Source organism: Pseudomonas sp. CC6-YY-74 (assembly GCF_002025205.1).
GTDB classification, from domain to species: Bacteria; Pseudomonadota; Gammaproteobacteria; order Pseudomonadales; family Pseudomonadaceae; genus Aquipseudomonas; species Aquipseudomonas paeninsulae.
Genome location: NZ_CP019947.1, coordinates 2,149,666 through 2,172,631 on the forward strand (window position 1 = coordinate 2,149,666; position 22,966 = coordinate 2,172,631).

A 22,966-nucleotide genomic window follows, 5' to 3' on the forward strand; every position below is an offset into this window, starting at 1 on the left:
ATCGCGGCTAACGCCCCTCCCCCTCAGAGCGTTTACCGCCTAAATCAGGCCATCACGCCATAAGCAACCAACTCGGCCAAAAACCCCTCCTCATCCAGCACCTTGACTCCTAGCTCGCGGGCCTTGGCCAGCTTCGAGCCGGCGCCTGGCCCGGCGACTACGCAGCTGGTCTTGGCCGAAACCGAACCGGCCACCTTGGCGCCCAGGCTTTCCAGTTTGTCTTTGGCCAGATCGCGGCTCATGACTTCCAGGCTGCCGGTCAGCACCCAGGTCTGGCCGGCCAGGGGCAGGCCTTCGATGGTTTTCTTCTCGCTGTGCCAATGCATGCCGAACTCGCGCAACTGCGCCTCGATGGCGCGTGCATGCTCAACATTGGCTGGCTTGGCGAAAAACTCGCGCAGCGCCTGCTTGCCCTTCTCGTTGAGGCCCTTCATCACACTCAATTCCAGCCAGTCCTGGCTGAGCTCGATTACCCGTTCGAGGCTGCCGGCCTTGTCCGCCAGGTTCTTCGCCCCGGTGACGGCAATGCCGGCGATATTCAGTTTGTCGAGCAAGCCCGCCAGCGTCGCGCAGCCGGCGAACTCCGGGGGTACCCCGCCCTCCTCCTGCAGCTGGAGGCCACGTTCGAGCAACTGGCCGATCACCTTGCGGTTGTGCGCGTCGCGGAAAAAGCGGTGAATCTCATAGGCGACTTCCAGACCGACATCCGGCAGGTAGGTCAGCACTTCCGGCAGCGCCTGCTCGATGCGTTGCAGCGAAGCCAGCGCGCGGGCCAGCACCTTGGCGGTTTCCACGCCGACATCGGGAATCCCCAGGGCGTAGATGAAGCGCGCCAGGCTCGGCTGGCGGCTGGCGGCGATGGCTGCCAGCAGGTTGTTGCTCGACAGTTCGGCAAACCCCTCCAGACCGACGACCTGCTCGAACTTCAGGGTGTACAGGTCGGCCGGTGAACTCACCAGGCCTTCGTCGACCAGTTGCTCGACGCTTTTCTCGCCCAGCCCTTCGATGTCCATGGCGCGACGCGAGACGAAATGGATGATCGCCTGCTTGAGCTGGGCTGCGCAGGCCAGGCGGCCGACGCAGCGGTAGATCGAGCCTGCACTGAACGACTCCTTGCCCTTGCTGCGCTTGACCAGCTGGGTGCGCTCGACGTGGGAGCCGCATACCGGGCAGTTTTCCGGGATCTGTACCGCGCGCGCATCGGCCGGACGCCGCTCGGCCACCACCTGCACGACCTGTGGAATCACGTCGCCGGCGCGGCGGATGATCACCGTATCGCCGATCATCAGCCCCAGCCGGGCCACTTCGTCCATGTTGTGCAGGGTCGCATTGGATACCGTGACGCCCGCCACCTTGACCGGCTTCAAGCGCGCCACCGGGGTGACGGCGCCAGTACGGCCGACCTGAAACTCGACATCCAGCAACTCGGTCAGCTCCTCCAGCGCCGGGAACTTGTGGGCGATGGCCCAGCGCGGCTCGCGGGCACGAAAGCCAAGTTCGCGTTGATAGGCCAGGTTATTGACCTTGAACACCACACCGTCGATTTCATAAGGCAGGGCGTCGCGCTTCTCGCCGATGGCGCGGTAATAGGCCAGGCACTCCTCTGCACCGTTGGCCATTTTCAGCTCGTTGCTGATTGGCAGCCCCCAGCCTTTGAGCGCCTCAAGGATGCCAATATGGCTGTCTGGTAACTCACCCTGCACCTGACCGATGCCATAGCTGCATAGCTGCAACGGGCGGCTGGCGGTGATCTTCGGGTCGAGCTGGCGCAGGCTACCAGCCGCGGCGTTGCGCGGATTGGCGAAAGGCTTGCCAGCGCTTTCCAGTTGCCGGGCGTTCAATGCCTCGAAGCCGGCCCGGGACATGAACACTTCGCCGCGCACTTCCAATACCGGCGGCCAGCCGCTGCCTTGCAGCTTGAGCGGAATATTGCGGATGGTACGCACATTGACGCTGATGTCCTCGCCGGTACTGCCGTCGCCACGGGTGGCGCCGCGTACCAGCAAGCCATCGCGATACAGCAGGCTGACGGCCAGGCCATCGAGTTTGGGCTCGCAGCTGTATTCCACCTCGGCGCCACCACCGAACAGGTCGCCGGAAGGCAGATCAAGGCCCTCGCGTACGCGGCGGTCGAAGTCCAGCAGATCGGCCTCCTCGAAGGCGTTACCGAGGCTGAGCATCGGTACTTCATGCTTGACCTCGCCAAAGGCGCTCAAGGCGCTACCGCCGACGCGTTGGGTCGGCGAGTCAGCCGTCACCAACTGCGGATGCTCGGCCTCCAGCGCCTTGAGCTCATTGAACAGGCGATCGTACTCGGCGTCTGGCACGCTCGGTTCGTCGAGTACGTAATAGCGATAGTTGTGTGCATCGAGCTCGCTACGCAGCTGGGCAATGCGTTCGGCGGCGGTTTGGGTGACGGACATAATTCACAAGCCGTAGCTGCAGGCGTGAGACTGGAGGCGGTTGCCGGGTATTTCCGGCCCTGGCGTCCAGTTCAACCTTTGGTTGATATTCAGGCGCAGGATTCTAGCCGTTTGCAGGTTGGCTTGCCTGGGCTATGTGGCCGCGAGGCTTGGATTTTGCCGCTGAACGTGGTTGGTAAGCAGGAGCCCAAAAGCCAAAAGCATCGCGCCGGGGTCGGCCCTCCCACAAGAGCAGCAGGCAACGCATTCCCCTGTAGGAGCCGCGACCTCGCGGCGATAGCGGGCCGCAGGGCCGCAGGGCCGCTAAAAAGCCAAAGCATCGCGCCGGGGCGGCCCTTCTACACGTTTGTGGGGGACCTGCGGAATCAGAAAAACAAAGCCTCAAGCCAAGCGCGCGGCTTGTAGCTTGAGGCTTATCGTTTGCAGCAGGCTTAGCGCTTGTTGGTCAACTGCTTGCGCTCATATTCGACGATGCGCTGACGGTAATGCTCGATGGTTTGCGCGGTCATCACGCTGCGCTGGTCGTCCTTGAGTTCGCCGTTGAGTTCGTGGGCCAGCTTGCGCGCGGCAGCGACCATCACGTCGAACGCCTGTTTGGGATGACGTGGCCCCGGCAGGCCGAGGAAAAAACTCACGGCGCGGGTGTTGAAGCCTTCTATATCATCGAGGTCGAAAGTGCCCGGCTTGAGGGCGTTGGCCATGGAGAACAGTACTTCGCCTTTACCGGCCATGCTCTCGTGACGATGGAAAATGTCCATCTCGCCGAAACGCAGGCCACTTTCCAGAATGTTCTGCAGCAGCGCCGGGCCCTTGAAGCCATCGTCGTCGCGGGCGACCACATTGATCACCAGCACTTCTTCGACCGGCGGCAGCTCTTTGCTAGCGCTGGACGCCTTGTCCTTGCGCGACTCGCTCGCACCCTCATCCACTGGATTGAGCAGCGTCGGCACCGGCTCGTCTTGGCCCAGATTGAGGTCACCCTGTTGCGGTTCGCCACCGCTGCGGCGACGACTCAGCTCGCGGGCGCTCATCGAGGGCAGATCGTGTTCGTCCAGCGATGGTTCCTGATGACGATCGATAACCCGTGGCGTGCTGAGCAAACCTGGATCACTATCGGCTTCCGGCAGCTCGGCAAAACTGCGGTCGAGTTTGAACTTCAATTTTCCCTTGCCACCGCGCATGCGCCGCCAACCATCGAACAAGATGCCGGCTATCACAATAATGCCGATGACTATCAGCCATTCGCGCAGACCGAATTCCATGAAATACCTTGACCCCTGATTGAAATTTTATGAAAAAGGCGTCCTGCCCCGACTGCGTCAACTCTAAACCGTGGTGCCAACCCCATGTTCTGACGGGTGTTTCTCACGTGTAACAAAAGTGGACGATAAGCTAGCACGACAAAAGATAACTTTACACAGCCAACAGGCCGTTAACACGCTATGTCTCCACTTAGCAGCGGCTAAAAGGAGTGGTCGGGCGGCGTTGCGCTTTAGCCGCGAACGCTTCGAGACACAGCAAAAGCTTCGCGGCTAAAGCCGCGCCTACAGGGGTGGGCAAACACTCCAGCTCAGGCGCCTCATGCCTCCACCATAGCCAAGGCCTCTTCCACATCCACGGCGACCAAACGCGAACAACCCGGTTCATGCATGGTCACGCCCATTAGTTGATCGGCCATTTCCATGGCGATCTTGTTGTGGGTGATATAGATGAACTGCACCGTCTGTGACATTTCCTTGACCAAACGGGCATAACGCCCGACGTTGGCGTCGTCCAGCGGCGCATCGACTTCGTCGAGCATGCAGAACGGCGCCGGATTGAGCTGGAAGATGGCGAATACCAGGGCCAGCGCGGTCAACGCCTTCTCGCCCCCCGAGAGCAGATGGATGGTGCTGTTTTTCTTGCCCGGCGGGCGCGCCATGATGGTCACCCCTGTATCGAGTAGATCTTCGCCAGTGAGTTCCAAATAAGCGTTGCCGCCGCCGAAAACTTTGGGAAACAGGGCCTGCAAACCGCCGTTGATCTGATCGAAGGTTTCCTTGAAGCGGTTACGGGTTTCCTTGTCGATCTTGCGGATGACGTTTTCCAGGGTGTCCAGCGCCTCGACCAGGTCGGCATTCTGTGCATCCAGGTAGCGTTTGCGCTCGGATTGCTGCTGGTATTCGTCGATGGCCGCCAGGTTGATCGGGCCGAGACGCTGAATCCGCGCGGCCAGGCGCTCCAGCTCATCTTCCCAGGCCTTTTCACTGGCCTCGCCGGGTAACGTCGCGAGCACGCCGTGCAGGTCGTAATTGTCTTCCAGCAACTGATCCTGCAGGGCCTTGCGCCGTACGGTCAGTGCTTGCCACTCCATGCGCTGCTGCTCCAGCTGACCGCGTAACAGCTGGGATTGCTGTTCGGCCTGGGTGCGCCGCTTCTCCGCATCACGCAACTGGAGGTCGGCGTCTTCCAACGCCAAGCGGGCCAGTTTGAGTTCGTCTTCCACTGCCATGCGCTTATCGAGCAACTCTTCGAGCTTCAGACGCAGCTCTTCCAGCGGTGCCTCGCCCTCTTCCAGGTTGAGGCTGAGCTGTTCGCGCTTCTCGTGCAGGCGCTCGGCCTGCGATTCGAGACGCTCCAGCGCCTGACGGGTGGAATCATGCTGGGCCTTTAGCGAGCCCAGGCGTACGGCCAACTGATGGGCGTGGTCCTTGTGCGCTCTAGCCTCCTGGCGCACCCGGTCGAGCCGTTCGCGCAGGGCATCGCGGCTGGCCAGCAGGCTTTCGCGCTGTTCATGGTCGGTGGCCATGGCCTCGAGGGCATCTTGCAGTTGCAGACGTGATTCGCCCAACTGCTCCTGCTCGATTTCGCGCTGTTCGGCCAGTTCAAGCAGCTCGCTGTCGAGGCGGCGACGGCGCAGGGTCAATTGCTCGACCTTGGCCTGCCCGGCGGACAGCTGCGCCTTCAGCTCGCCGAGACGGCGGGCCTGATCCTGCAATTGACGGCGCTGCTGCTCACGCGCCTCCTCCTGTTGCCCTTGGCTTTCACGCAAGTGCAGCAAGCGCTCATCGAGCAGCGCCAGCGCCGCCTCGCGCTCTTCGCGCTGCAAATCCAGGCGTTCGATTTCCTGACCACGCGCCAGCACGCCGCTTTCCGCTGCGCTGGCGCGGCGTACCCGCAGAAAATGCCGACCGACCCAGTAACCGTCGCGACTGATCAGGCTTTCGCCTTCGCCCAGGCTGGCGCGAGCGGCCAGCGCATCGTCCAGGGTTTGCACTGGTTTGACCTTGGCCAGCCAGGGCGCCAGATCGATACTGGCTTCGACCTTGTCCAGCAGACTGCCGGCGACCCGCACGCCGCCGCGATTCGGGCTGGCCAGGCGCAGGTCGCCCTGGGCCAGACTGCTGAAATCCAGGCCATCGAAATCGTCCAGCAGCACCGCTTGCAGGTCGGCGCCGAGCACGGTTTCCACCGCCAGCTCCCAGCCGGCCTCGACGCGCAGACCTTCGGCCAGACGCGGCCGCTCGCTCAAGTGCTGTTCACGCAGCCAGTCGCCCGCGCCCTTGCCCGGATCGAGCGCTGCCTGCTGCAGGGCTTCCAACGAAGCCAGCCGGCCATTTAGGCGCTGCAGTTCGCCTTGCGCCTGTTGCTGGGCCTGGCCGGCTTGCTGCAGTTCGGTGCGCAGGTGTTGCAGGCGCTCGGCTTGCTGCTCTTCGGCAAGCTGCAGGTCTTCCAGGCTCAGTTCGCTAACGGCGATCTGCTCGCTCAGCTCGACAATGGCCGCGTCTTCCGGGTCGGCGGCCAGTTGCTGCAATTCATCCGCGAGGCGGCGTTGACGCTCGGCCAGACGCTCCAGACTGAGCTCCAACTGCTGGATCCGTGATTGCTCCACCTCGGCCTGGCGGCGCGGTTCGGCACTGCGCTGGTTGAAGCCGTCCCACTGCTCCTGCCAACCCTGCATGGTGGTTTCGCATTGTTCCAGCACGACTGCGGCCTCTTCGGCAGCGGCGGCGGTCAGCTCCTGCTCGGGTTCGAGCATGCTCAGCTCTTCGCCCAAGGTGGCCAGCAGGGTGCGGTCGTGACCCAGGTGCGATTCGGTTTCCAGTCGCGCGCGCTCTGACTCGCGCAGATCGTCCTGCAATTGGCGCAAACGCTGCTGACCATGCTGGATGCTCTGCTCGACCCGGGCGATATCGCCACCGACCGAATAGAAACGCCCCTGTACCAGGTTGAAGCGCTCGCTCAGTTCATGATGGCCATCGCGCAGGCGTTCGATGCTGGCATCGGCGTTGCGCTGCTCGGCGACCAGAGCCTCGAAGCCGACCTCCTGATTGCCGATCACCGCTTCGCGCTGACCGACCTGTTCATTCAGTTCCTGCCAGCGCAAGGCCGTCAGCTGAGCTTTCAGCTGGCGTTCTTCGGCCTTGTATTCCTGATACTTCTCCGCCGCCTGGGCCTGGCGGTGCAAACGTTCGAGCTGGCGCTCCAATTCTTCACGCAGATCACTCAGGCGCGCCAGGTTCTCGTAGGTGCGGCGGATACGGTTCTCGGTCTCGCGGCGGCGCTCCTTGTATTTGGAGATGCCGGCGGCTTCCTCGATGAAGTTGCGCAAATCTTCGGGCTTGGCCTCGATCAGCTTGGAAATCATGCCCTGCTCGATGATCGAGTAGCTGCGTGGGCCCAGGCCGGTGCCGAGGAAGATGTCGGTGATGTCGCGCCGGCGGCACTTGGTGCCGTTGAGAAAATAGGTGTTCTGGCTGTCGCGGGTCACCCGACGGCGAATGGAAATTTCGTTATAGCTGGCGTACTCGCCGGTCAGGGTGCCGTCGGAGTTGTCGAAGATCAGCTCGATGGACGCCTGGGTCACCGGCTTGCGCGTGGTGGAGCCGTTGAAGATGACATCGGTCATCGACTCGCCGCGAAGGTTCTTCGCCGAACTCTCGCCCATTACCCAGCGGACGGCGTCGATGATGTTGGACTTGCCGCAGCCGTTAGGCCCGACCACCGCCGCCATGTTGCTCGGAAAGCTCACCGTGGTCGGGTCGACGAATGACTTGAAGCCGGCCAGCTTGATGCATTTAAGCCGCATATACAGTCATCCTTGACGCTCGTCCAGGGTTGCCAGGACCAGTTTGCAATTGTGCTCGCCATAGGCCAGCAACACTTCACGGGCGCGGGAGTGATCGCGACCGATGATCGCCTGGAGCAACTCGGCGAAGGTGTTGATGAACTGCCCCATTTCGCTTTTGCGCCGCTCCAGCGCCAGGTGATAGGTGCGACTGATCGCCGGCAGCAGGTTCTCCACGGTTTCATGCAGATAGGGGTTATTCGAGAACGGATACGCCGCGCGCATGATATTGAAACTGTCCTCGACGAAAGCATTGATGTCTTCGCGCTGCAGACTGCCGAGCAGACGCTGCTGGATGACCCGAAACGGTGCTAGATCGGCCTCGACCTGCCAACCATCTGCCACCGCTCGGGCCAGCAGGATGTACAGCTCGATGACCAGGTCGTAGAGGCTTTTGACGTTGTGCGGGGTCAGCTCGCTGACCTGAGCGCCGCGGCGCGGCAGGATGACGATCAGGTGGCGACGCTCGAGGATCAGCAGCGCCTCACGCACCGAACCACGGCTGACGCTGAGCGACTGGGTAACTTTCTGTTCCTGAATACGCTCACGCGCCTTCAATTCACCACGAATGATGCGTACCGCGAGGTGATGAGCGATCTGTTCTGAGAGGCTGTCCGGCGCCGTCAACGTCATGATTATCCTTCGACTCTACTGATCTATCGGGGCGTACGGCTTGGCTAGGAGCCGCGCCAGGCTTGGCGCGAGCGGACAAATGCAGGGCGCGAGTGTAACACAGGGCGTTACCGGGCCAAGGGGCTGGAGACGGCTTTGAGAATGAGCAGCAGAACCGGACGGGATGGTTAGGCGAATGGATTGTCCTAGCCTCCGAGCGACCTATCCCTCCGACAATAATTCGCTGGCCTGCAGGGCCAGCAACATGTGCTGTTGCATATGAGCCGTGCTTTTGTAAGGTGGACATGGCGAAGCCTAGTTCACCGTTTGCAGCCCAGATGGCGGACAACCATTCACTATGTCCGCCCTACCCTGTCCAGACCTTATTCGACTACAAACCTGCATTATTCCAGCGGGAAAGCCTTTGGCTTTTCGTTATCGCCTTCCAATCCCCGCGCCCTGAGCCGTACTTGGCATAAAACCAGCTAGCGTTTAAACAGGCCAGGACGCTTTTGGGGCGCTCATAACCGAATCGCATGACAACCACCTGACCAAAGAGTCAAATATTTGTTGACCCTAAAGTCAGAAAACTCTAAATTTGCCCCATGCCGAGCCGTGTCAAAACGCCGCACGCTGCTGCGCTGGTGTTCTAGCAGCTCTGATACGACAACAATAAAGTGCCTGGAGGTCGTCCTTGATCCAGTTTTTACTCAACCGGGAGCTGCGTACTGAGCATGCCCTCGACCCTAACGTCACCGTGCTCCAGTACTTGCGTGAGCATGTCGGCAAACCCGGCACCAAAGAAGGCTGCGCCTCAGGCGATTGCGGTGCCTGCACCGTGGTGGTCGGCGAACTGGATGGCGAGCGCGTGCGTTATCGCACGCTGAATTCCTGCCTGACCTTCGTCTCCAGCTTGCACGGCAAGCAACTGATCAGCGTCGAAGACCTCAAGCACCAAGGCCAGCTGCACAGCGTGCAACAGGCCATGGTCGACTGCCATGGTTCGCAGTGCGGCTTCTGCACCCCGGGCTTCGTCATGTCGCTGTTCGCCCTGCAAAAGAACAGCAGCGGCTTCGACAAGGCCGACACCCTGGAAGCCCTGGCCGGCAATCTGTGTCGCTGCACCGGCTACAGACCGATCATCGACGCCGCCGAGCAGGCCTGCGGCCAGAAGCAGCCGGATCAATTCGACGCCTTCGAGGCCGACACTGTCGCGCAACTCAAGACCATCGCCCCGCGCGAAACCGCCGAGCTGAACAGCGGCGACAAGCGCTGCCTGCTGCCGCTGACCGTCGCCGACCTGGCCGACCTCTACGCCGCCAACCCCGAGGCCCGTATTCTCGCCGGCGGCACCGACCTGGCCCTGGAAGTCACCCAGTTCCACCGCGAACTGCCGGTGATGATCTACGTAGGCCACATCGAATCGATGAAGCGCGTGGATGTGACGGCCGAGAGCATCGAGATCGGCGCCGCTACTTCACTGTCCGACTGCTACGCCGTGCTGGCCGAGGACTACCCGGACTTCGGCGAACTGCTGCACCGCTTCGCCTCCCTGCAGATCCGCAACCAAGGCACCCTGGGTGGCAACATTGGCAACGCCTCACCGATTGGCGACGCCCCGCCGCTGCTGATCGCCCTCGGTGCGCAGATCGTTTTGCGCAAAGGCAGCGACAGCCGCAGCCTGCCGATCGAAGACTACTTTCTCGATTACAAGGTGACCGCCCGCCAGGAAGCCGAATTTATCGAGAAGATCCTGGTACCGCGCGCCCAGAGCACCCAGGCGTTTCGCGCCTATAAAGTCTCCAAGCGCCTGGACGATGACATCTCCGCGGTGTGCGCCGCGTTCAACCTGCGTATCGAAGACGGCGTGGTACAAGAAGCGCGCATCGCTTTCGGCGGCATGGCCGCGACGCCCAAGCGTGCCACCGCCTGCGAAGCTGCGTTGACCGGGGCCGCCTGCGGTCCAGAAGCAGTCGAGCGCGCTTGTGCGGCGCTGGCCGAAGACTTCACGCCGCTCAGCGACTTCCGTGCCAGTAAGGAATACCGCCTGCTTATCGCGCAGAACCTGCTGCGTAAATTCTTTCTCGAGCTGCAAGCTCCTGAAGTCGAAACCCGGGTGACCGCCTATGTCTAGCCATCACAAAACCAGCAAGACTCAAGAAGAGCTGGCCGAGCTGTTCCGCGCCGAGATCACCACCGGCGTCGGCCGCAGCGTCAAGCATGACAGCGCGGACAAGCATGTGTCCGGCGAAGCCGTGTATGTCGACGACCGCCTGGAATTCCCTAACCAATTACACGTCTATGCGCGCATGAGCGATCGCGCCCATGCCCGCATCCTCAGCATCGATACCGCGCCCTGCTATGCAATTGCGGGGGTGGCCATCGCCATCACCAGCAAGGACGTGCCGGGCCAGCTGGATATCGGCCCGGTGGTTGCCGGCGATCCGTTGCTGGCCGATGGCAAGGTTGAATACGTCGGCCAGGTGGTCATCGCCGTGGCCGCCGACAGCCTGGAAAACGCCCGCAAAGGCGCCATGGCGGCGATCATCGAATACGAAGACCTTGAGCCGGTACTGGACGTGGAGGATGCCCTGCGCAAGAAGCATTTCGTCCTCGACAGCCACCAGCACAAGATCGGCGATTCTGCCTCCGCGCTGGCCAGCGCCCCGCGTCGCCTGCAAGGAAAACTGCATATCGGCGGCCAGGAACATTTCTATCTGGAGACCCAGATTTCCTCGGTGATGCCTAGCGAAGACGGTGGCATGATCGTTTACACCTCGACGCAGAACGCCACCGAAGTGCAGAAACTGGTCGCCGAAGTGCTAGGCGTACCGATGCACAAGGTCGTCATCGACATGCGCCGCATGGGTGGTGGCTTCGGCGGCAAGGAAACCCAGGCCGCCGGTCCAGCGTGCCTGTGTGCGGTGATTGCCCACCTCACCGGTCGGCCGACCAAGATGCGCCTGCCGCGCATGGAAGACATGAGCATCACCGGCAAACGCCACCCGTTCTATGTGGAATATGACGTCGGCTTCGACGACAACGGCCTGCTGCACGGAATCCAACTGGAACTGGCCGGTAACTGTGGTTATTCGCCGGACCTGTCCGGCTCCATCGTCGACCGCGCCATGTTCCACTCGGACAACGCCTATTTCCTCGGCAACGCCACCATCAATGGCCACCGCTGCAAGACCAATACCGCCTCGAACACCGCCTACCGCGGTTTCGGCGGCCCGCAGGGCATGGTCGCCATCGAGGAGGTCATGGATGCGGTCGCGCGCAGCCTGGGCAAGGACCCACTGCAAGTGCGCAAGCTCAACTACTACGGCAAGACCGAACGCAACGTCACCCACTACCACCAGACGGTCGAGCACAACATGCTCGCCGAGATGACCGCCGACCTAGAGGCCAGCAGCGAGTACGCCCAGCGCCGCGAGCAAATCCGCGCCTTCAATGCCAAGAACCCGGTGCTGAAGAAAGGCCTGGCGCTGACTCCGGTCAAGTTCGGCATCAGTTTCACCGCCACCTTCCTCAACCAGGCCGGCGCGCTGATCCACATCTACACCGACGGCAGCATCCATCTGAACCACGGCGGCACCGAGATGGGCCAGGGCCTCAACACCAAGGTGGCGCAGATAGTCGCCGAAGTGTTCCAGGTCGAAACCTCGCGCATCCAGATCACCGCGACCAACACCGACAAGGTGCCCAACACCTCGCCGACCGCCGCCTCCTCGGGTACTGACCTCAATGGCAAGGCCGCGCAGAACGCCGCCGAAACCATCAAGCAGCGCCTGGTCGACTTCCTGGTGCGCGAGTACAAGGTCACCCCGGAAGACGTCGAGTTCCGTAACGGCCAAGTGCGCGTGCGCGGCCAGTTCCTGTCGTTCGAGGAGTTGATCCAGAAGGCCTACTTCGCCCAGGTCTCGCTCTCCAGCACCGGCTTCTATCGCACGCCGAAGATCTTCTACGACCGTGAAAAAGCCGCCGGCCGGCCGTTCTACTACTTCGCCTACGGCGCCGCCTGCGCCGAGGTGATCGTCGACACCCTGACCGGCGAGTACAAGATGCTGCGCACCGACATCCTGCATGACGTTGGCGCCTCGCTGAACCCGGCCATCGACATCGGCCAGGTGGAAGGTGCGTTCGTCCAGGGCATGGGCTGGCTGACCATGGAAGAACTGGTGTGGAACGCCAAGGGCAAGCTGATGACCAGCGGCCCGGCCAGCTACAAGATCCCGGCGATTGCCGACATGCCGCTGGACCTGCGGGTCAAGCTGGTGGAGAACCGCAAGAACCCGGAAGACACGGTGTTCCACTCCAAGGCCGTCGGCGAGCCGCCGTTCATGCTCGGCATCGCTGTCTGGTGCGCGATCAAGGATGCGGTGGCCAGCCTGGCTGACTACCGCGTACAGCCGAACATCGACGCCCCCGCCACGCCGGAGCGTGTGCTCTGGGGTGTGGAGCAGATGAAGAAACTGCAGCAAACCGCCAAGCCTGCTCACGCAGCAGCGGTTGAGCCGGCGTAACGCAATCCTCTAGCCCGGCGTACATCCGGGCTAGAGCCTGAATCCAACAGGTGTAAAACAATGACAAAACACACCGACGCGAAAAACCACCCGACACCGCCAGCGCCGGTTCCAATATTGGATCCGTCGCCGAGCAACTGGCGCCTACCGCGCCCCGGACAACTGCCACCTACCTGGAGGCTGAGCAAATGAGCTGGATCAGCGCCCTCGCCGACCTGCAGCAGCAAGGCCAGCCTTGCGTGTTGGTGACCATCATCGAAGAACTCGGCTCGACGCCGCGCAACGCCGGCTCGAAAATGGTGGTCACCACCGAGCGTATCTTCGAAACCATCGGCGGCGGCCACCTGGAATACAAGGCGATGGCGCTGGCCCGTGAGATGCTCGAAAGCCGCAGCCAGGACACCCGCCTGGAGCGTTTCAATCTCGGCGCCAGCCTCGGCCAATGCTGCGGCGGCGCCACCGTGCTGCTGTTCGAACCGATGGGCCAACCGCAGGCGCAGATCGCCGTGTTCGGCGCCGGCCATGTTGGCCGCGCCCTGGTACCGCTGCTCGCCAGCCTGCCGTGCAAGGTGCGCTGGATCGACTCGCGGGAAAACGAGTTTCCCGAGCAGATTCCCAGCGGCGTGGAGAAAGTGGTCAATGACGAAGTGGTCGACGAAGTCGATAGCATGCCCGCCGGCAGTTACTTTATCGTCATGACCCACAACCATCAGCTCGACCTGGAGCTGACCGCGGCCATCCTCAAGCGCAACGATTTCGCCTACTACGGGCTGATTGGCTCGAAGAGCAAACGCGCCAAATTCGAACACCGCCTGCGCGACCGCGGCTTCCAACCGGAGGTGGTGCAGCGTATGCGCTGCCCGCTGGGTTTGCCCGAGGTCAAAGGCAAGCTGCCGATCGAAATCGCCGTGTCCATCGCCGGCGAGGTGATCGCCACCTACAACGCCGCTTTCGGCCAGGACGTAAAAAAAGGTGAAACCTCCGTCGCCAAGCTGCTGCCCCATTCCCGTCGCGCCCAACCTTAGGCTGCGCCGCGCGCACTAATAACCCCGCATTGTCGACGGTGTGCATGGCGCACCCGATGCAGCGCCAGCCCCAAAATCGAGACGTAATAGATGACCAGCAATATGCAAGCCTACCGCGCCGCCATCCTGCACAGCCTTGCCGACCCAGCCGTGGTCGGCGTCGAGCAGTCCTACGAGTATTTCGAGGACGGCTTGCTGCTGGTCGAGGACGGTCAGATTGCCCAGGTCGGCCACGCCGCCGATCTGCTGCCCACGCTCAAGGGCGTTGAAATCACCGAGTACCCGGACGCGCTGATCACACCCGGCTTTATCGATACCCATATCCATTATCCGCAGACCGGGATGATCGCCTCCTACGGCGAGCAGTTGCTGGACTGGCTGAATACCTACACCTTCCCCACCGAGCGCCAGTTCGAAGACAAGGCCCACGCCGCTGACGTAGCCGGCATCTTCCTCAAGGAACTGCTGCGCAACGGCACCACCACCGCCCTGGTGTTCGGCAGCGTGCACAAGCAGTCGGTGGACGCCTTCTTCGAGGCCGCCGAGGCGCTGAACCTGCGGATGATCGCCGGCAAGGTGCTGATGGATCGCAACGCCCCGGACTACCTGACCGACACTGCGGAGTCCGGCTACGCCGACAGCAAGGAGTTGATCGAGCGCTGGCACGGCAAGGGCCGCCTGCACTATGCCGTGACCCCGCGCTTCGCCCCGACCAGCACGCCGGAGCAACTGACGCTGGCCGGCAAGCTTTTCCAGGAATACCCCGACCTGTATATGCACACCCACCTGTCCGAGAACCGTCAGGAGATCGAATGGGTCAAGGCGCTGTTTCCCGAACGCAGCGGCTACCTGGACGTCTACGACCACTTCAAGCTGATCGGCGCGCGTTCGGTGTTCGCCCACGGCGTGCACCTGTGCGATGCGGAATGCCAGCGCCTGGCCGAAACCGGCTCAGCCGTGGCCTTCTGCCCTACTTCCAACCTGTTCCTCGGCAGCGGCCTGTTCGACTTGGCCAAGCTGGAACAGCACGGCGTGCGCGTCGGCTTGGGCACCGACGTCGGTGCTGGCACCAGCTTCAGCCAGCTGCAGTCGCTGAACGAGGCGTACAAGATCATGCAATTGCAGGGCAAGAAACTCGACCCGTTCAAATCGCTGTACCTGGCGACACTGGGCGGTGCCAACGCGCTGTATCTGGACGACAAGATCGGCAACTTCGCCAGCGGCAAGGATGCCGACTTCGTGGTGCTGGATTACAACGCCACGCCGCTGATCAGCTATCGCATGCAACAGGCCAAGAGCCTGGCCGAGAAGCTGTTCGCCCTGACCATGCTCGGCGACGACCGCGCGATCAAGGAAACCTTCGCCGCTGGCCGGTCGGTACATCGTCGGGATTGAGGGGCCGCAATCCCGTAGGGTGGGTTAGCGGCGCATGACTACAACGGCTGAATCCGGCCGAGTATTCGAGCGCCGCGTAACCCACCGTGATTGCACGCCATGATGCGGGGTTGCATACATCGCTGTTGGGTTACGCGCCGTCTGAGACCGTGAGCGTAACCCTGCACCGCAACGCCCAACCGACGAAGCTACCCTACCGCCGAACGGATCGCCGCCCATCGCCAACGAAAAAGCCCCGAGGCTTGCGCACCGGGGCTCTTTCGTTGGTACTACGATCAACGGTTGGCGGTGCCGCGTCCTGGCTTCTTCTTGGCAGTCTGCAACAGGTGCGAGAACACCGCGTGCAGGTCATCCGAGGCGCTCTCTTCGTCGAGGTTGAGCTTGCTGTCGATATGATCCATGTGATGCATCATCAGGCTCACTGCCTTGGTCGCATCGCGGGCCTCGATGGCATCGATCAGCTGGTTGTGCTCGTCGTAGGAGCAGTGCGAGCGGTTACCGCTTTCATACTGGGCGATGATCAGGGAGGTCTGCGACACCAGGCTGCGCTGGAAACTGACCAGCGGCGCGTTCTTCGCCGCCACGGCCAACTTCAGGTGGAACTCGCCAGACAGACGGATACCCGCACCACGATCACCACGGGAGAAACAGGTTTGCTCGTCCTTGACCATCTGGCGCAATTCGGCCAGTTGCTCGGCCGTGGCATGCACGACTGCCAATTCGGTAATTGCGCGCTCGACCATACGCCGTGCATAAAAAATCTGCCGGGCTTCTTCCACGCTAGGGCTGGCTACCACCGCACCACGATTGGGTCGTAGCAGCACGACGCTTTCGTGGCCCAGACGCGACAAGGCGCGGCGGATGATGGTGCGACTGACGCCGAAGATTTCGCCCAAAGCCTCTTCGCTCAGCTTGGTGCCCGGCGCCAGACGCTGTTCGAGGATAGCGTCGAAGATATGCGCGTAGACAATATCGTCCTGAGTCCCGCTATGGCTGCTTTTTCCGGTACCCGGCAGTTTCTTGAGAGGCTGCAATTGCTCGTTCATTCTGGCTCGCGTTAAAGAGGTTCGGCCTGTTCCGAGACTCTACTGCTATTCACCCAGTGACTGGCAAGCAGTACGTGGCGAAAAACAGAAAAAATACCGACGCATTGTACACAATTCGATCAATTCGTACACGATATGCACAACCCTCGTGATACCACGCAATGGCTACTCAGCCCTCTCGGCCGTTGCCTGGCTTCCAGCGCAGCTGGATACCACTAAATTGATTTCTTATAAGAAACGGTTTTTCTGCCAAAAAAATCAGCTAAAGGCACCATTGGTCGTACTGATAGTCACGCAAAAACGCTCGCCGCAAGCACTGTAAAAATTCTGATAATTATTATTATCTAACTGTTTTTAATAGTTTTTTTTAATACAAAATGGAGGCAATTGCCGCGCTTAAAGCAGTGCAACAGCCTCGCATGACACTGATCTCGCATCCGATCGAAAACATAAAACATTATTTGCTTTTTTTGTATACAACATCATAATCGCACCAGTGTAGTTTTCTGACCTTATGGTCAACAAATGGCCAGTTAGCACACCCAAATACACCACCTACCTCAGAGAGCCGCAGCGTGCGCAATAACGACTCTGGGTGGTACACAACAAGAGAGATGAGGAGTACCCACTGTGGAAAGCGCTAAACAAGAACAACATGCAACTCACGTCCAAGGGCTGGTCAAACCTGGCCTGCTCGATCGCTTTTTCAAACTGACCGAACACCGCACCAACATCAAAACCGAACTGATTGCAGGCATCACCACCTTCTTCACCATGGTCTACATCATCTTCGTCAACCCCAACATCATGGCAATGGCAGGCGTAGATCAGGGCGCAGCCTTTGTCGCCACCTGTGTGGGTGCTGCACTGGGCTGCTTCCTCATGGGCCTGTATGCCAACTGGCCAGTAGGCCTTGCGCCCGGCATGGGCTTGAACGCGTTTTTCACTTTTACCGTAGTCGGCGACATGGGCTATACATGGGAAATCGCACTGGGGGCGGTATTCCTCTCCGGCATCCTGTTCATGATCATGAGCCTGTCACGCATTCGCGAATGGCTGCTCAACAGCATCCCCATGAGCCTGCGCTTTGCCATGGGCGCCGGTGTCGGCCTGTTCCTCGGCCTGATCGGCCTGAAAACCGCCGGCATTGTGGTCGACAGTCCGGCTACCCTGCTGACTATGGGCAGCTTCGCCAATCCTAACGCGCTGCTGGCCGCCATCTGCTTCTTGCTAATCGCCGTGCTCAGCCATCGCAACGTGTTTGGCGCCATCCTGTTCAGCATGCTGGCGGTAACGGGCATTGGCATGGCCATGGGCCTGGTCGAGTACAGCGGGGTGGTGTCGATGCCGCCGAGCCTGGCTCCGACCTTCCTGGCGATGGATATCGCCGGCGCCTTCCAGATCTCGATGATCAGCGTGATTCTGTCGTTCCTCTTCGTCAACATGTTCGACACCGCAGGCACCCTGATGGGCGTTGCCCATCGTGCCAACCTGGTCGATGAAGACGGCAAGATCCAGAACCTCTCGCAAGCCCTGAAAGCTGACAGCACCTCCAGCGTGATTGGCTCCCTGGTCGGTTGCCCGCCCGTGACCAGCTACGTAGAAAGCGCCTCTGGCGTGGCCGCAGGCGGCCGCACCGGTCTGACTGCGGTAACCGTTGGTGTCTTGTTCCTGGCTGCGATGTTCTTTGCCCCACTGGCCGGCATGATTCCCGCCTATGCCACTGCAGGCGCACTGATCTATGTCGCCATGCTGATGATGAGCGGCCTGGCACATATCGACTGGAAAGATCAGACCGACACCATTCCGGCGATCGTTACCGTGGTGATGATGCCGCTGACCTTCTCTATCGCCAACGGCATTGCCCTGGGCTTTCTGACTTACGCCTCGCTGAAGCTGCTGACTGGCCAACGTGACAAGGTTTCCGTCAGCCTCTATGTGCTGTGCATCATCTTTATCGCCAAGTTCGCCTTCCTGTAAGGTTGGCCCAAGCAGTACCAAGCCTCAGCGTTTCGACGCTGGGGCTTTTCCATATAAGGGAGAGCATTCAATGAGTCTGGAAACCTGGCTGTTGTTCAGCAGCGCCGCGCTGATCGTGATTCTGATCCCCGGGCCGCTGTCGTTGCTGATGGTCAGCAACAGCCTGAATTATGGTCTGCGCCGCTCGCTGCCAGCGTTTCTCGGCGGGGTATCGGCCTCGATCTGCCTGCTCAGCGCCTCGGCGCTTGGTCTTGGCGCCTTGCTATTGGCCTCAGAGCAGTTGTTCAGCGCCCTGAAGATCGTCGGCGCGCTCTACCTGTTCTACCTCGCCTGGCAGAGCTGGCAGGCCTCGCGCCAAGCAGCCCAGCCGGTAAGCGCCGAGGAGCAAGCGATCAACCCGAGCTTTCAGAGCATGTTCTGGAAGGCCTTCGGCCTAGGCGCGAGCAACCCCAAGGACATTCTGTTCTTCGCCGCCTTCCTGCCGCAGTTCATGAGCGCCGAACGGCCGATGCTGAGCCAGTTGCTGGTGCTGATTGCCTCCTGGGCAGTACTCGACCTGAGCTGCAAGCTGTTCTATGGCCTCAGCGCCCGTGGCGCGGCGCGCTACCTGCGTTCGGGCAAAGGTCAGGTGTGGTTCAACCGGGTTAGCGCAGCCCTGTTTGGCGGTGCTGGCGCGGCTTCGTTGCTGAGCCGCTGATTGCCAAGCGTGTAGCGGCGCACTTGGCCGCGGCGCGGCACACCGTCGACACTCCCGCGCAACCCCAGCAAAGCTGCAGGTGTCAGCCGCGCTACCGCCGAGGCAGCGCCATCAGCCGGCAAGACGCTCGAGAAACAACGCCTGATGCTCACGGCATTGCTGAGCCGCCAGCAGGAACACACCATGGCCACCGCGCTCGAACTCCAGCCAGGTGAAGTCCACTTCCGGGTACAGGGCGCTGACATGCACCTGGCTGTTGCCAACTTCGACGATCAGCAAGCCCTTGTCATGCAGATGATCGGCCGCTTCGGCCAGCATGCGCCGTACCAGATTCAGACCATCCTCGCCGCACGCCAGGCCCAAAGCCGGCTCATGCTGGTATTCGACCGGCATGTCGGCGAAATCTTCGGCATCGACATAGGGCGGGTTGGACACGATCAAATCGAAGCGCTGCCCCGGCAATCCGTCAAAGCCATCGCCCTGCACGGTGTAGACGCGCTCATCCAGCTGGTGGCGCTCGATATTCTGGTTGGCCACCTCCAGCGCCTCATACGACAGGTCAGCCAATACCACCTCGGCCTCGGGAAATTCGTAGGCGCAGGCAATACCGATGCAGCCGGAGCCACTGCACAGGTCGAGAATCCGTGCAGGTTCCTGGGTCAGCCAGGGCTGGAAATGTTGCTCGATCAGCTCGGCAATCGGTGAGCGGGGAATCAGCACACGCTCATCGACGATGAATGGCAGGCCACAGAACCAGGCCTCGCCCAACAGGTAGGCGGTCGGTACGCGCTCCTCGATGCGACGTTTGAGCAAGGCTTGCAGATGCGCATGCTCGTCATCCTCCAGGCGGCAGTCGAGGTAGCTGTCGGCGATCTCCCAAGGCAGATGCACTGCACCCAGCACCAACTGGCGGGCCTCGTCCCAAGCATTGTCGCTGCCATGACCGAAGAACAGCTCTTCGCGATTGAAACAACTGACAGCCCAGCGGATGTAATCACGCAGGGTACGTAAACGAGTAGCAGTCACAAGCGTCTCTCCTGGCAAAAGTCGGGCAGTTTAGCCGAACCACTCGCCCTGCACGCAGGGACGAAAATAAATCAGCGAAGTCGAGCCCTGGCCACTGCCCGCGCGCCAGGGGCTCCGATATAATTTGTAACGATTTCTCAACCCTTCCCTCTTCCTTCCGAGTTCCACCCCAAATGGTCATAGAACCCTTCTCGCTCACGGGCTTGCTCGTGCTGGCGATATTCCTGTTTGGCATGACGCTTATCGTTTTTGAAGCTCAATTGGAGATGGATAAATTCAAGCCTGCCATGTTCATGATGTCCGGCTTGATCGTAATCGGTGCCCACTACGCCATCAATGACCCCAACGGCTTCCAGTACTTCCTCCACGCGCAAAGCGAGGCCAAGGAAGAACTGTTCGGCCTGATCGCCTTCATGGCGTTCATGTGGATGATTGTGGAATTACTCAATGAGCGAAACGTGTTCACCGCCCTAAACGGCTACCTGATGCGCAAAGGCCTGGGAGCCAAAGGCATGTTCTGGGCCACCGGCGCACTGTCGGCGCTGCTTTCGCCGTTTCTCAACAACATCACCACTGCGATGATCTTTGGCAAGACGGTGAAAAGCATCTCCACCAACCAGCGTTACACCCATGTGGCGCTGTGCAATATCGTCGTGGCGTCCAATAGCGGCGTGTGGTTTCTCGGCACCTCAACCAGCCTGATGGTGGTGTTGGCGGGCAAGATCAGTATCGCCGGGCTGTTGCTGTTGATTCCCTCGGCCCTGATCGGTTGGCTGCTGTTCGCCGCCACCTTGCATTTCTTCTATTTGCGCAAGCTGGATGGCCAGGCCCTGATCCACCTGGCCGACCCGTCGGAAACCGGCCTCAAGCCCGGAGGCGCGGGGCTGGCCATCGTTGGTTTCTTCGCCGTGGTCGGCGCGGTGCTGTGCAACATCCTGTTCAAGGTCAGCATCGAATTCGCCATCGGTATCGGCCTGGGCCTGGTCGCGCTCTACGCTTGGCTACTGATGCGCCGCGGCATCGAACTGCCCTGGCAGGATCAACTGCAGAAGGTCGAATGGAACGCCCTGCTGTTCTTTATCGGCATCATCACCTCGGTTGCCTGCCTCAACCACGTCGGCTGGCTGACCTATATCTCGCAACTGTTCGAGGTAATGAGCCCAACCGGGGTCAACGTGATTCTCGGCATCGCCTCGGGGGTCATGGATAACGTGCCGGTCGAAGCCGCAGCGCTGATGTCCAACCCACAACTGGGGCTCGATCAGTGGGCACTGAACGCCTTGATGGTCGGGATTGGCGGCTCGTTGACCGTGGTCGGCTCGGCTGCAGGGGTCATGGCCATGTCGCTGGACAAGAGCTACAGCTTTGGCGTGCACCTGAAGTTCCTGCCGGCCATTCTGGTCAACTTCTTCGCTTCACTGGGCGTCTGGTACCTGCAGTTCCAGGTATTCGGCCTCTATTGACCGAACCGCGCCCGGCGACCTGCCGGGCGCTCACTCGGAGGTTGTGAAAATCTCGAGCGCCGTAGCGAGAACGTCTCCTGGTGTTCGCGTAACGCAACACCAGCAACGGACGCCAGAGGGCGCTCGCAGTAGGCGATAATTTTTCACAAACGCTCAGTTTTCTTGCGCCGTGGCGCGCGCAAGGATGGCTCATGCGGCTCGCGCCTGAGTTCACGAAATACCGCGATGGAAACCGCCAAGGCGAACAACAACCAGAAATGTGCGGAAAACAGTGACCACAAAGCCATAAGCAACTCCTTTTGCGTACGACTCCAGACCCTCTGGATTGGTTCGATGCTGTTCGTCCCCGCGTGAGCGCGCAAGGCTGCGCACCGAAGAGGTTCACAGCAGCCTCGCACAGGCGGACAATGGAGACTGTCGTCCGCGCCAGCGAGGAGTTAGGTCATGTCTCATCCGCAAACACTGTTTCAGCTCACAGGGCGCAGCCATGCCCCCGCCACCCTGGGCAATGCGACCCTGCTGATCATCGACGCCCAAGAGGAGTACCGCAGCGGCGTGCTGCAACTGCCAGGGCTCGATCCGGCACTCGCGGAGATCGCCAAACTGCTGACCGCCGCGCGTAACAGCGGCGCCTCTATCGTCCACGTCAAGCACCTGGGGATTCCCGACGGCCTGCTCGACCCCCGCGGCCCCCGCGGCCACCACCTGCCTGAGGCGGCACCGCTGCCTGGTGAGATCGTGGTGGAGAAACGCATGCCCAACGCCTTCTCCGGGACCGAGTTACATGACCAGTTGCAAGCGCTTGGCCACCTCGACCTGATCGTCTGCGGCTTCATGACCCACTCGAGTATCAGCACCACGGTGCGCGCAGCCAAGGACTATGGCTACCGCTGCACGGTGGTCGATGCCGCCTGCGCCACCCGCGACCTGCCGACACTGGACGGCAAGGTCATCAGCGCCGCCGACATGCACCGCGCAGAGATCATTGCCCTGGCTGACAACTTCGCGGCGGTGGTAGCGCAAGCCAGTTCCCTGATCTGAAGCGAACGACGAGCAAACCCAGACCAGCTCACATCCTGCGGCCATGCCTGGCATGCCGCCGGAACCACCACTCCACCTGCCGGTCATACCGCCGATACCCACTAAGGAAATCGGAATGAAGTTATCCGATGGTTTCGATGCTCGCCGCCTGCGCCCACGCGGGCCAAGCAGCTGGCGCATGCGCTTCGCCGCCATACTGGCAGCATTGCTTGCCGCCTTTGGCGTGCTGTTGGCGATGGCCGGCGCAGCCAGCCTGCTCGGCCGGGCGCCGACACTTGGCGCACTGAACGATTCGACCGGTGCGGCGGCCGTCCTGCTGGTGCTCGGCCTGTTCTTGCTGTGGACCGGCATCGCGATGTGGCGCCTGTGCCGACGCCGCCTGCGCCGTCCCAGCGATTTGAGCATGGCCCCGCATCTGCTGAAGAAACGCGACTGACCCTTGCTTCGATCGAGGCAGCACGAAAGCGCTCAGAGCGTGTGAAGATATCGAGCGCCGTAGCGAGAGCGTCTCCAGGTGTTCGCGGCCAGGCGCAACGCCAGCAGCGGCCGCCTGGGGGGCGGTCGCAGTAGGCGAGAGTTTTTTTCACAAGCTCTCAGCCTTGGTTACACTAGCGGCCTTCGCGGA

The 22,966-nt window shown here is 61.2% G+C and carries 16 protein-coding genes; 9 read left to right on the forward strand and 7 right to left on the reverse strand.

The annotated features are described in order from the left end of the window. Positions 1–44: 44 nt before the first annotated feature. The 4 genes from ligA to B2D37_RS09845 all read right to left on the reverse strand — a co-directional run bounded on the left by ligA (position 45) and on the right by B2D37_RS09845 (position 8,163). Entirely contained in the window at positions 45–2,423 is a 2,379-nt protein-coding gene (gene ligA, locus B2D37_RS09830; RefSeq protein WP_079202514.1) for an NAD-dependent DNA ligase LigA, read from the reverse strand. Between the two features lie 431 nt (positions 2,424–2,854). Then, entirely contained in the window at positions 2,855–3,685 is an 831-nt protein-coding gene (zipA, locus tag B2D37_RS09835; RefSeq protein WP_079202515.1) for a cell division protein ZipA, read from the reverse strand. A 317-nt stretch (positions 3,686–4,002) separates the two neighbouring features. Then, positions 4,003–7,491: a chromosome segregation protein SMC gene (smc, locus tag B2D37_RS09840; RefSeq protein WP_079202516.1), complete on the reverse strand. Its 3,489-nt coding sequence runs from the start codon at positions 7,489–7,491 to the stop codon at positions 4,003–4,005. A gap of 6 nt (positions 7,492–7,497) precedes the next feature. Continuing rightward, entirely contained in the window at positions 7,498–8,163 is a 666-nt protein-coding gene (locus B2D37_RS09845; protein ID WP_079202517.1) for a GntR family transcriptional regulator, read from the reverse strand. Positions 8,164–8,836: 673 nt separating this feature from the next. On the opposite strand from B2D37_RS09845, the gene xdhA reads away from it, so the two are divergent. From xdhA to guaD, 4 genes are all read left to right on the forward strand, one after another. Further along, entirely contained in the window at positions 8,837–10,276 is a 1,440-nt protein-coding gene (xdhA, locus tag B2D37_RS09850) for a xanthine dehydrogenase small subunit (RefSeq protein ID WP_079202518.1), read from the forward strand. Continuing rightward, positions 10,269–12,668 carry a xanthine dehydrogenase molybdopterin binding subunit gene (gene xdhB, locus B2D37_RS09855; protein ID WP_079202519.1) on the forward strand — a complete coding sequence of 800 codons (2,400 nt, stop codon included), beginning with the start codon at positions 10,269–10,271 and terminating at the stop codon, positions 12,666–12,668. Before xdhA ends, xdhB begins: the two co-directional genes overlap by 8 nt. Before the next feature lie 188 nt (positions 12,669–12,856). Then, positions 12,857–13,693 carry a xanthine dehydrogenase accessory protein XdhC gene (gene xdhC / locus B2D37_RS09860; protein WP_079202520.1) on the forward strand — a complete coding sequence of 279 codons (837 nt, stop codon included), beginning with the start codon at positions 12,857–12,859 and terminating at the stop codon, positions 13,691–13,693. 90 nt (positions 13,694–13,783) lie between these two features. Next, positions 13,784–15,088 (forward strand): guanine deaminase, encoded by a 1,305-nt coding sequence (gene guaD, locus B2D37_RS09865; protein WP_079202521.1) that lies wholly within the window; start codon positions 13,784–13,786, stop codon positions 15,086–15,088. Positions 15,089–15,363: 275 nt separating this feature from the next. On the opposite strand, the gene B2D37_RS09870 is transcribed toward guaD, so the two are convergent. Further along, the gene (locus tag B2D37_RS09870) at positions 15,364–16,134 is read right to left on the reverse strand and encodes a GntR family transcriptional regulator (RefSeq protein WP_079202522.1); all 771 of its coding nucleotides are present in this window, start codon (positions 16,132–16,134) and stop codon (positions 15,364–15,366) included. A gap of 630 nt (positions 16,135–16,764) precedes the next feature. On the opposite strand from B2D37_RS09870, the gene B2D37_RS09875 reads away from it, so the two are divergent. Both B2D37_RS09875 and B2D37_RS09880 read left to right on the forward strand, forming a co-directional pair. Continuing rightward, positions 16,765–18,114 carry an NCS2 family permease gene (locus B2D37_RS09875; RefSeq protein WP_079202523.1) on the forward strand — a complete coding sequence of 450 codons (1,350 nt, stop codon included), beginning with the start codon at positions 16,765–16,767 and terminating at the stop codon, positions 18,112–18,114. A gap of 70 nt (positions 18,115–18,184) precedes the next feature. Beyond that, positions 18,185–18,811, forward strand: a complete 627-nt coding sequence (locus B2D37_RS09880; protein ID WP_079202524.1) for a LysE family translocator — start codon at positions 18,185–18,187, stop codon at positions 18,809–18,811. Between the two features lie 111 nt (positions 18,812–18,922). Here the strand turns inward: B2D37_RS09880 and prmB are convergent, their stop codons facing one another. Then, positions 18,923–19,837, reverse strand: coding sequence for a 50S ribosomal protein L3 N(5)-glutamine methyltransferase (gene prmB, locus B2D37_RS09885; protein WP_079202525.1), 915 nt, complete (start codon positions 19,835–19,837; stop codon positions 18,923–18,925). Positions 19,838–20,070: 233 nt separating this feature from the next. Between prmB and nhaD the strand changes: the two genes are divergently transcribed. Continuing rightward, complete coding sequence (gene nhaD / locus B2D37_RS09890; RefSeq protein ID WP_256573198.1) at positions 20,071–21,300, forward strand: sodium:proton antiporter NhaD; 1,230 nt, start codon at positions 20,071–20,073, stop codon at positions 21,298–21,300. A gap of 143 nt (positions 21,301–21,443) precedes the next feature. On the opposite strand, the gene B2D37_RS23320 is transcribed toward nhaD, so the two are convergent. Continuing rightward, the gene (locus tag B2D37_RS23320; protein ID WP_177345207.1) at positions 21,444–21,587 is read right to left on the reverse strand and encodes a hypothetical protein; all 144 of its coding nucleotides are present in this window, start codon (positions 21,585–21,587) and stop codon (positions 21,444–21,446) included. A gap of 157 nt (positions 21,588–21,744) precedes the next feature. On the opposite strand from B2D37_RS23320, the gene B2D37_RS09895 reads away from it, so the two are divergent. Then, positions 21,745–22,341, forward strand: coding sequence for a cysteine hydrolase family protein (locus B2D37_RS09895; protein WP_079202527.1), 597 nt, complete (start codon positions 21,745–21,747; stop codon positions 22,339–22,341). Positions 22,342–22,456: 115 nt separating this feature from the next. Further along, the gene (locus B2D37_RS09900; protein ID WP_079202528.1) at positions 22,457–22,777 is read left to right on the forward strand and encodes a hypothetical protein; all 321 of its coding nucleotides are present in this window, start codon (positions 22,457–22,459) and stop codon (positions 22,775–22,777) included. The last annotated feature ends 189 nt before the right edge of the window (positions 22,778–22,966 follow it).

Coding starts and splice junctions, on each gene's coding strand:
- guaD (WP_079202521.1), top strand. CDS start 13,784: ATGACCAGCAATATGCAAGCCTACCGCGCCGCCATCCTGCACAGCCTT.
- B2D37_RS09845 (WP_079202517.1), bottom strand. CDS start 8,163: ATGACGTTGACGGCGCCGGACAGCCTCTCAGAACAGATCGCTCATCAC.
- xdhB (WP_079202519.1), top strand. CDS start 10,269: ATGTCTAGCCATCACAAAACCAGCAAGACTCAAGAAGAGCTGGCCGAG.
- xdhC (WP_079202520.1), top strand. CDS start 12,857: ATGAGCTGGATCAGCGCCCTCGCCGACCTGCAGCAGCAAGGCCAGCCT.
- B2D37_RS09870 (WP_079202522.1), bottom strand. CDS start 16,134: ATGAACGAGCAATTGCAGCCTCTCAAGAAACTGCCGGGTACCGGAAAA.
- nhaD (WP_256573198.1), top strand. CDS start 20,071: ATGACGCTTATCGTTTTTGAAGCTCAATTGGAGATGGATAAATTCAAG.
- B2D37_RS09880 (WP_079202524.1), top strand. CDS start 18,185: ATGAGTCTGGAAACCTGGCTGTTGTTCAGCAGCGCCGCGCTGATCGTG.
- smc (WP_079202516.1), bottom strand. CDS start 7,491: ATGCGGCTTAAATGCATCAAGCTGGCCGGCTTCAAGTCATTCGTCGAC.
- B2D37_RS23320 (WP_177345207.1), bottom strand. CDS start 21,587: ATGGCTTTGTGGTCACTGTTTTCCGCACATTTCTGGTTGTTGTTCGCC.
- B2D37_RS09900 (WP_079202528.1), top strand. CDS start 22,457: ATGAAGTTATCCGATGGTTTCGATGCTCGCCGCCTGCGCCCACGCGGG.
- B2D37_RS09895 (WP_079202527.1), top strand. CDS start 21,745: ATGTCTCATCCGCAAACACTGTTTCAGCTCACAGGGCGCAGCCATGCC.
- ligA (WP_079202514.1), bottom strand. CDS start 2,423: ATGTCCGTCACCCAAACCGCCGCCGAACGCATTGCCCAGCTGCGTAGC.
- zipA (WP_079202515.1), bottom strand. CDS start 3,685: ATGGAATTCGGTCTGCGCGAATGGCTGATAGTCATCGGCATTATTGTG.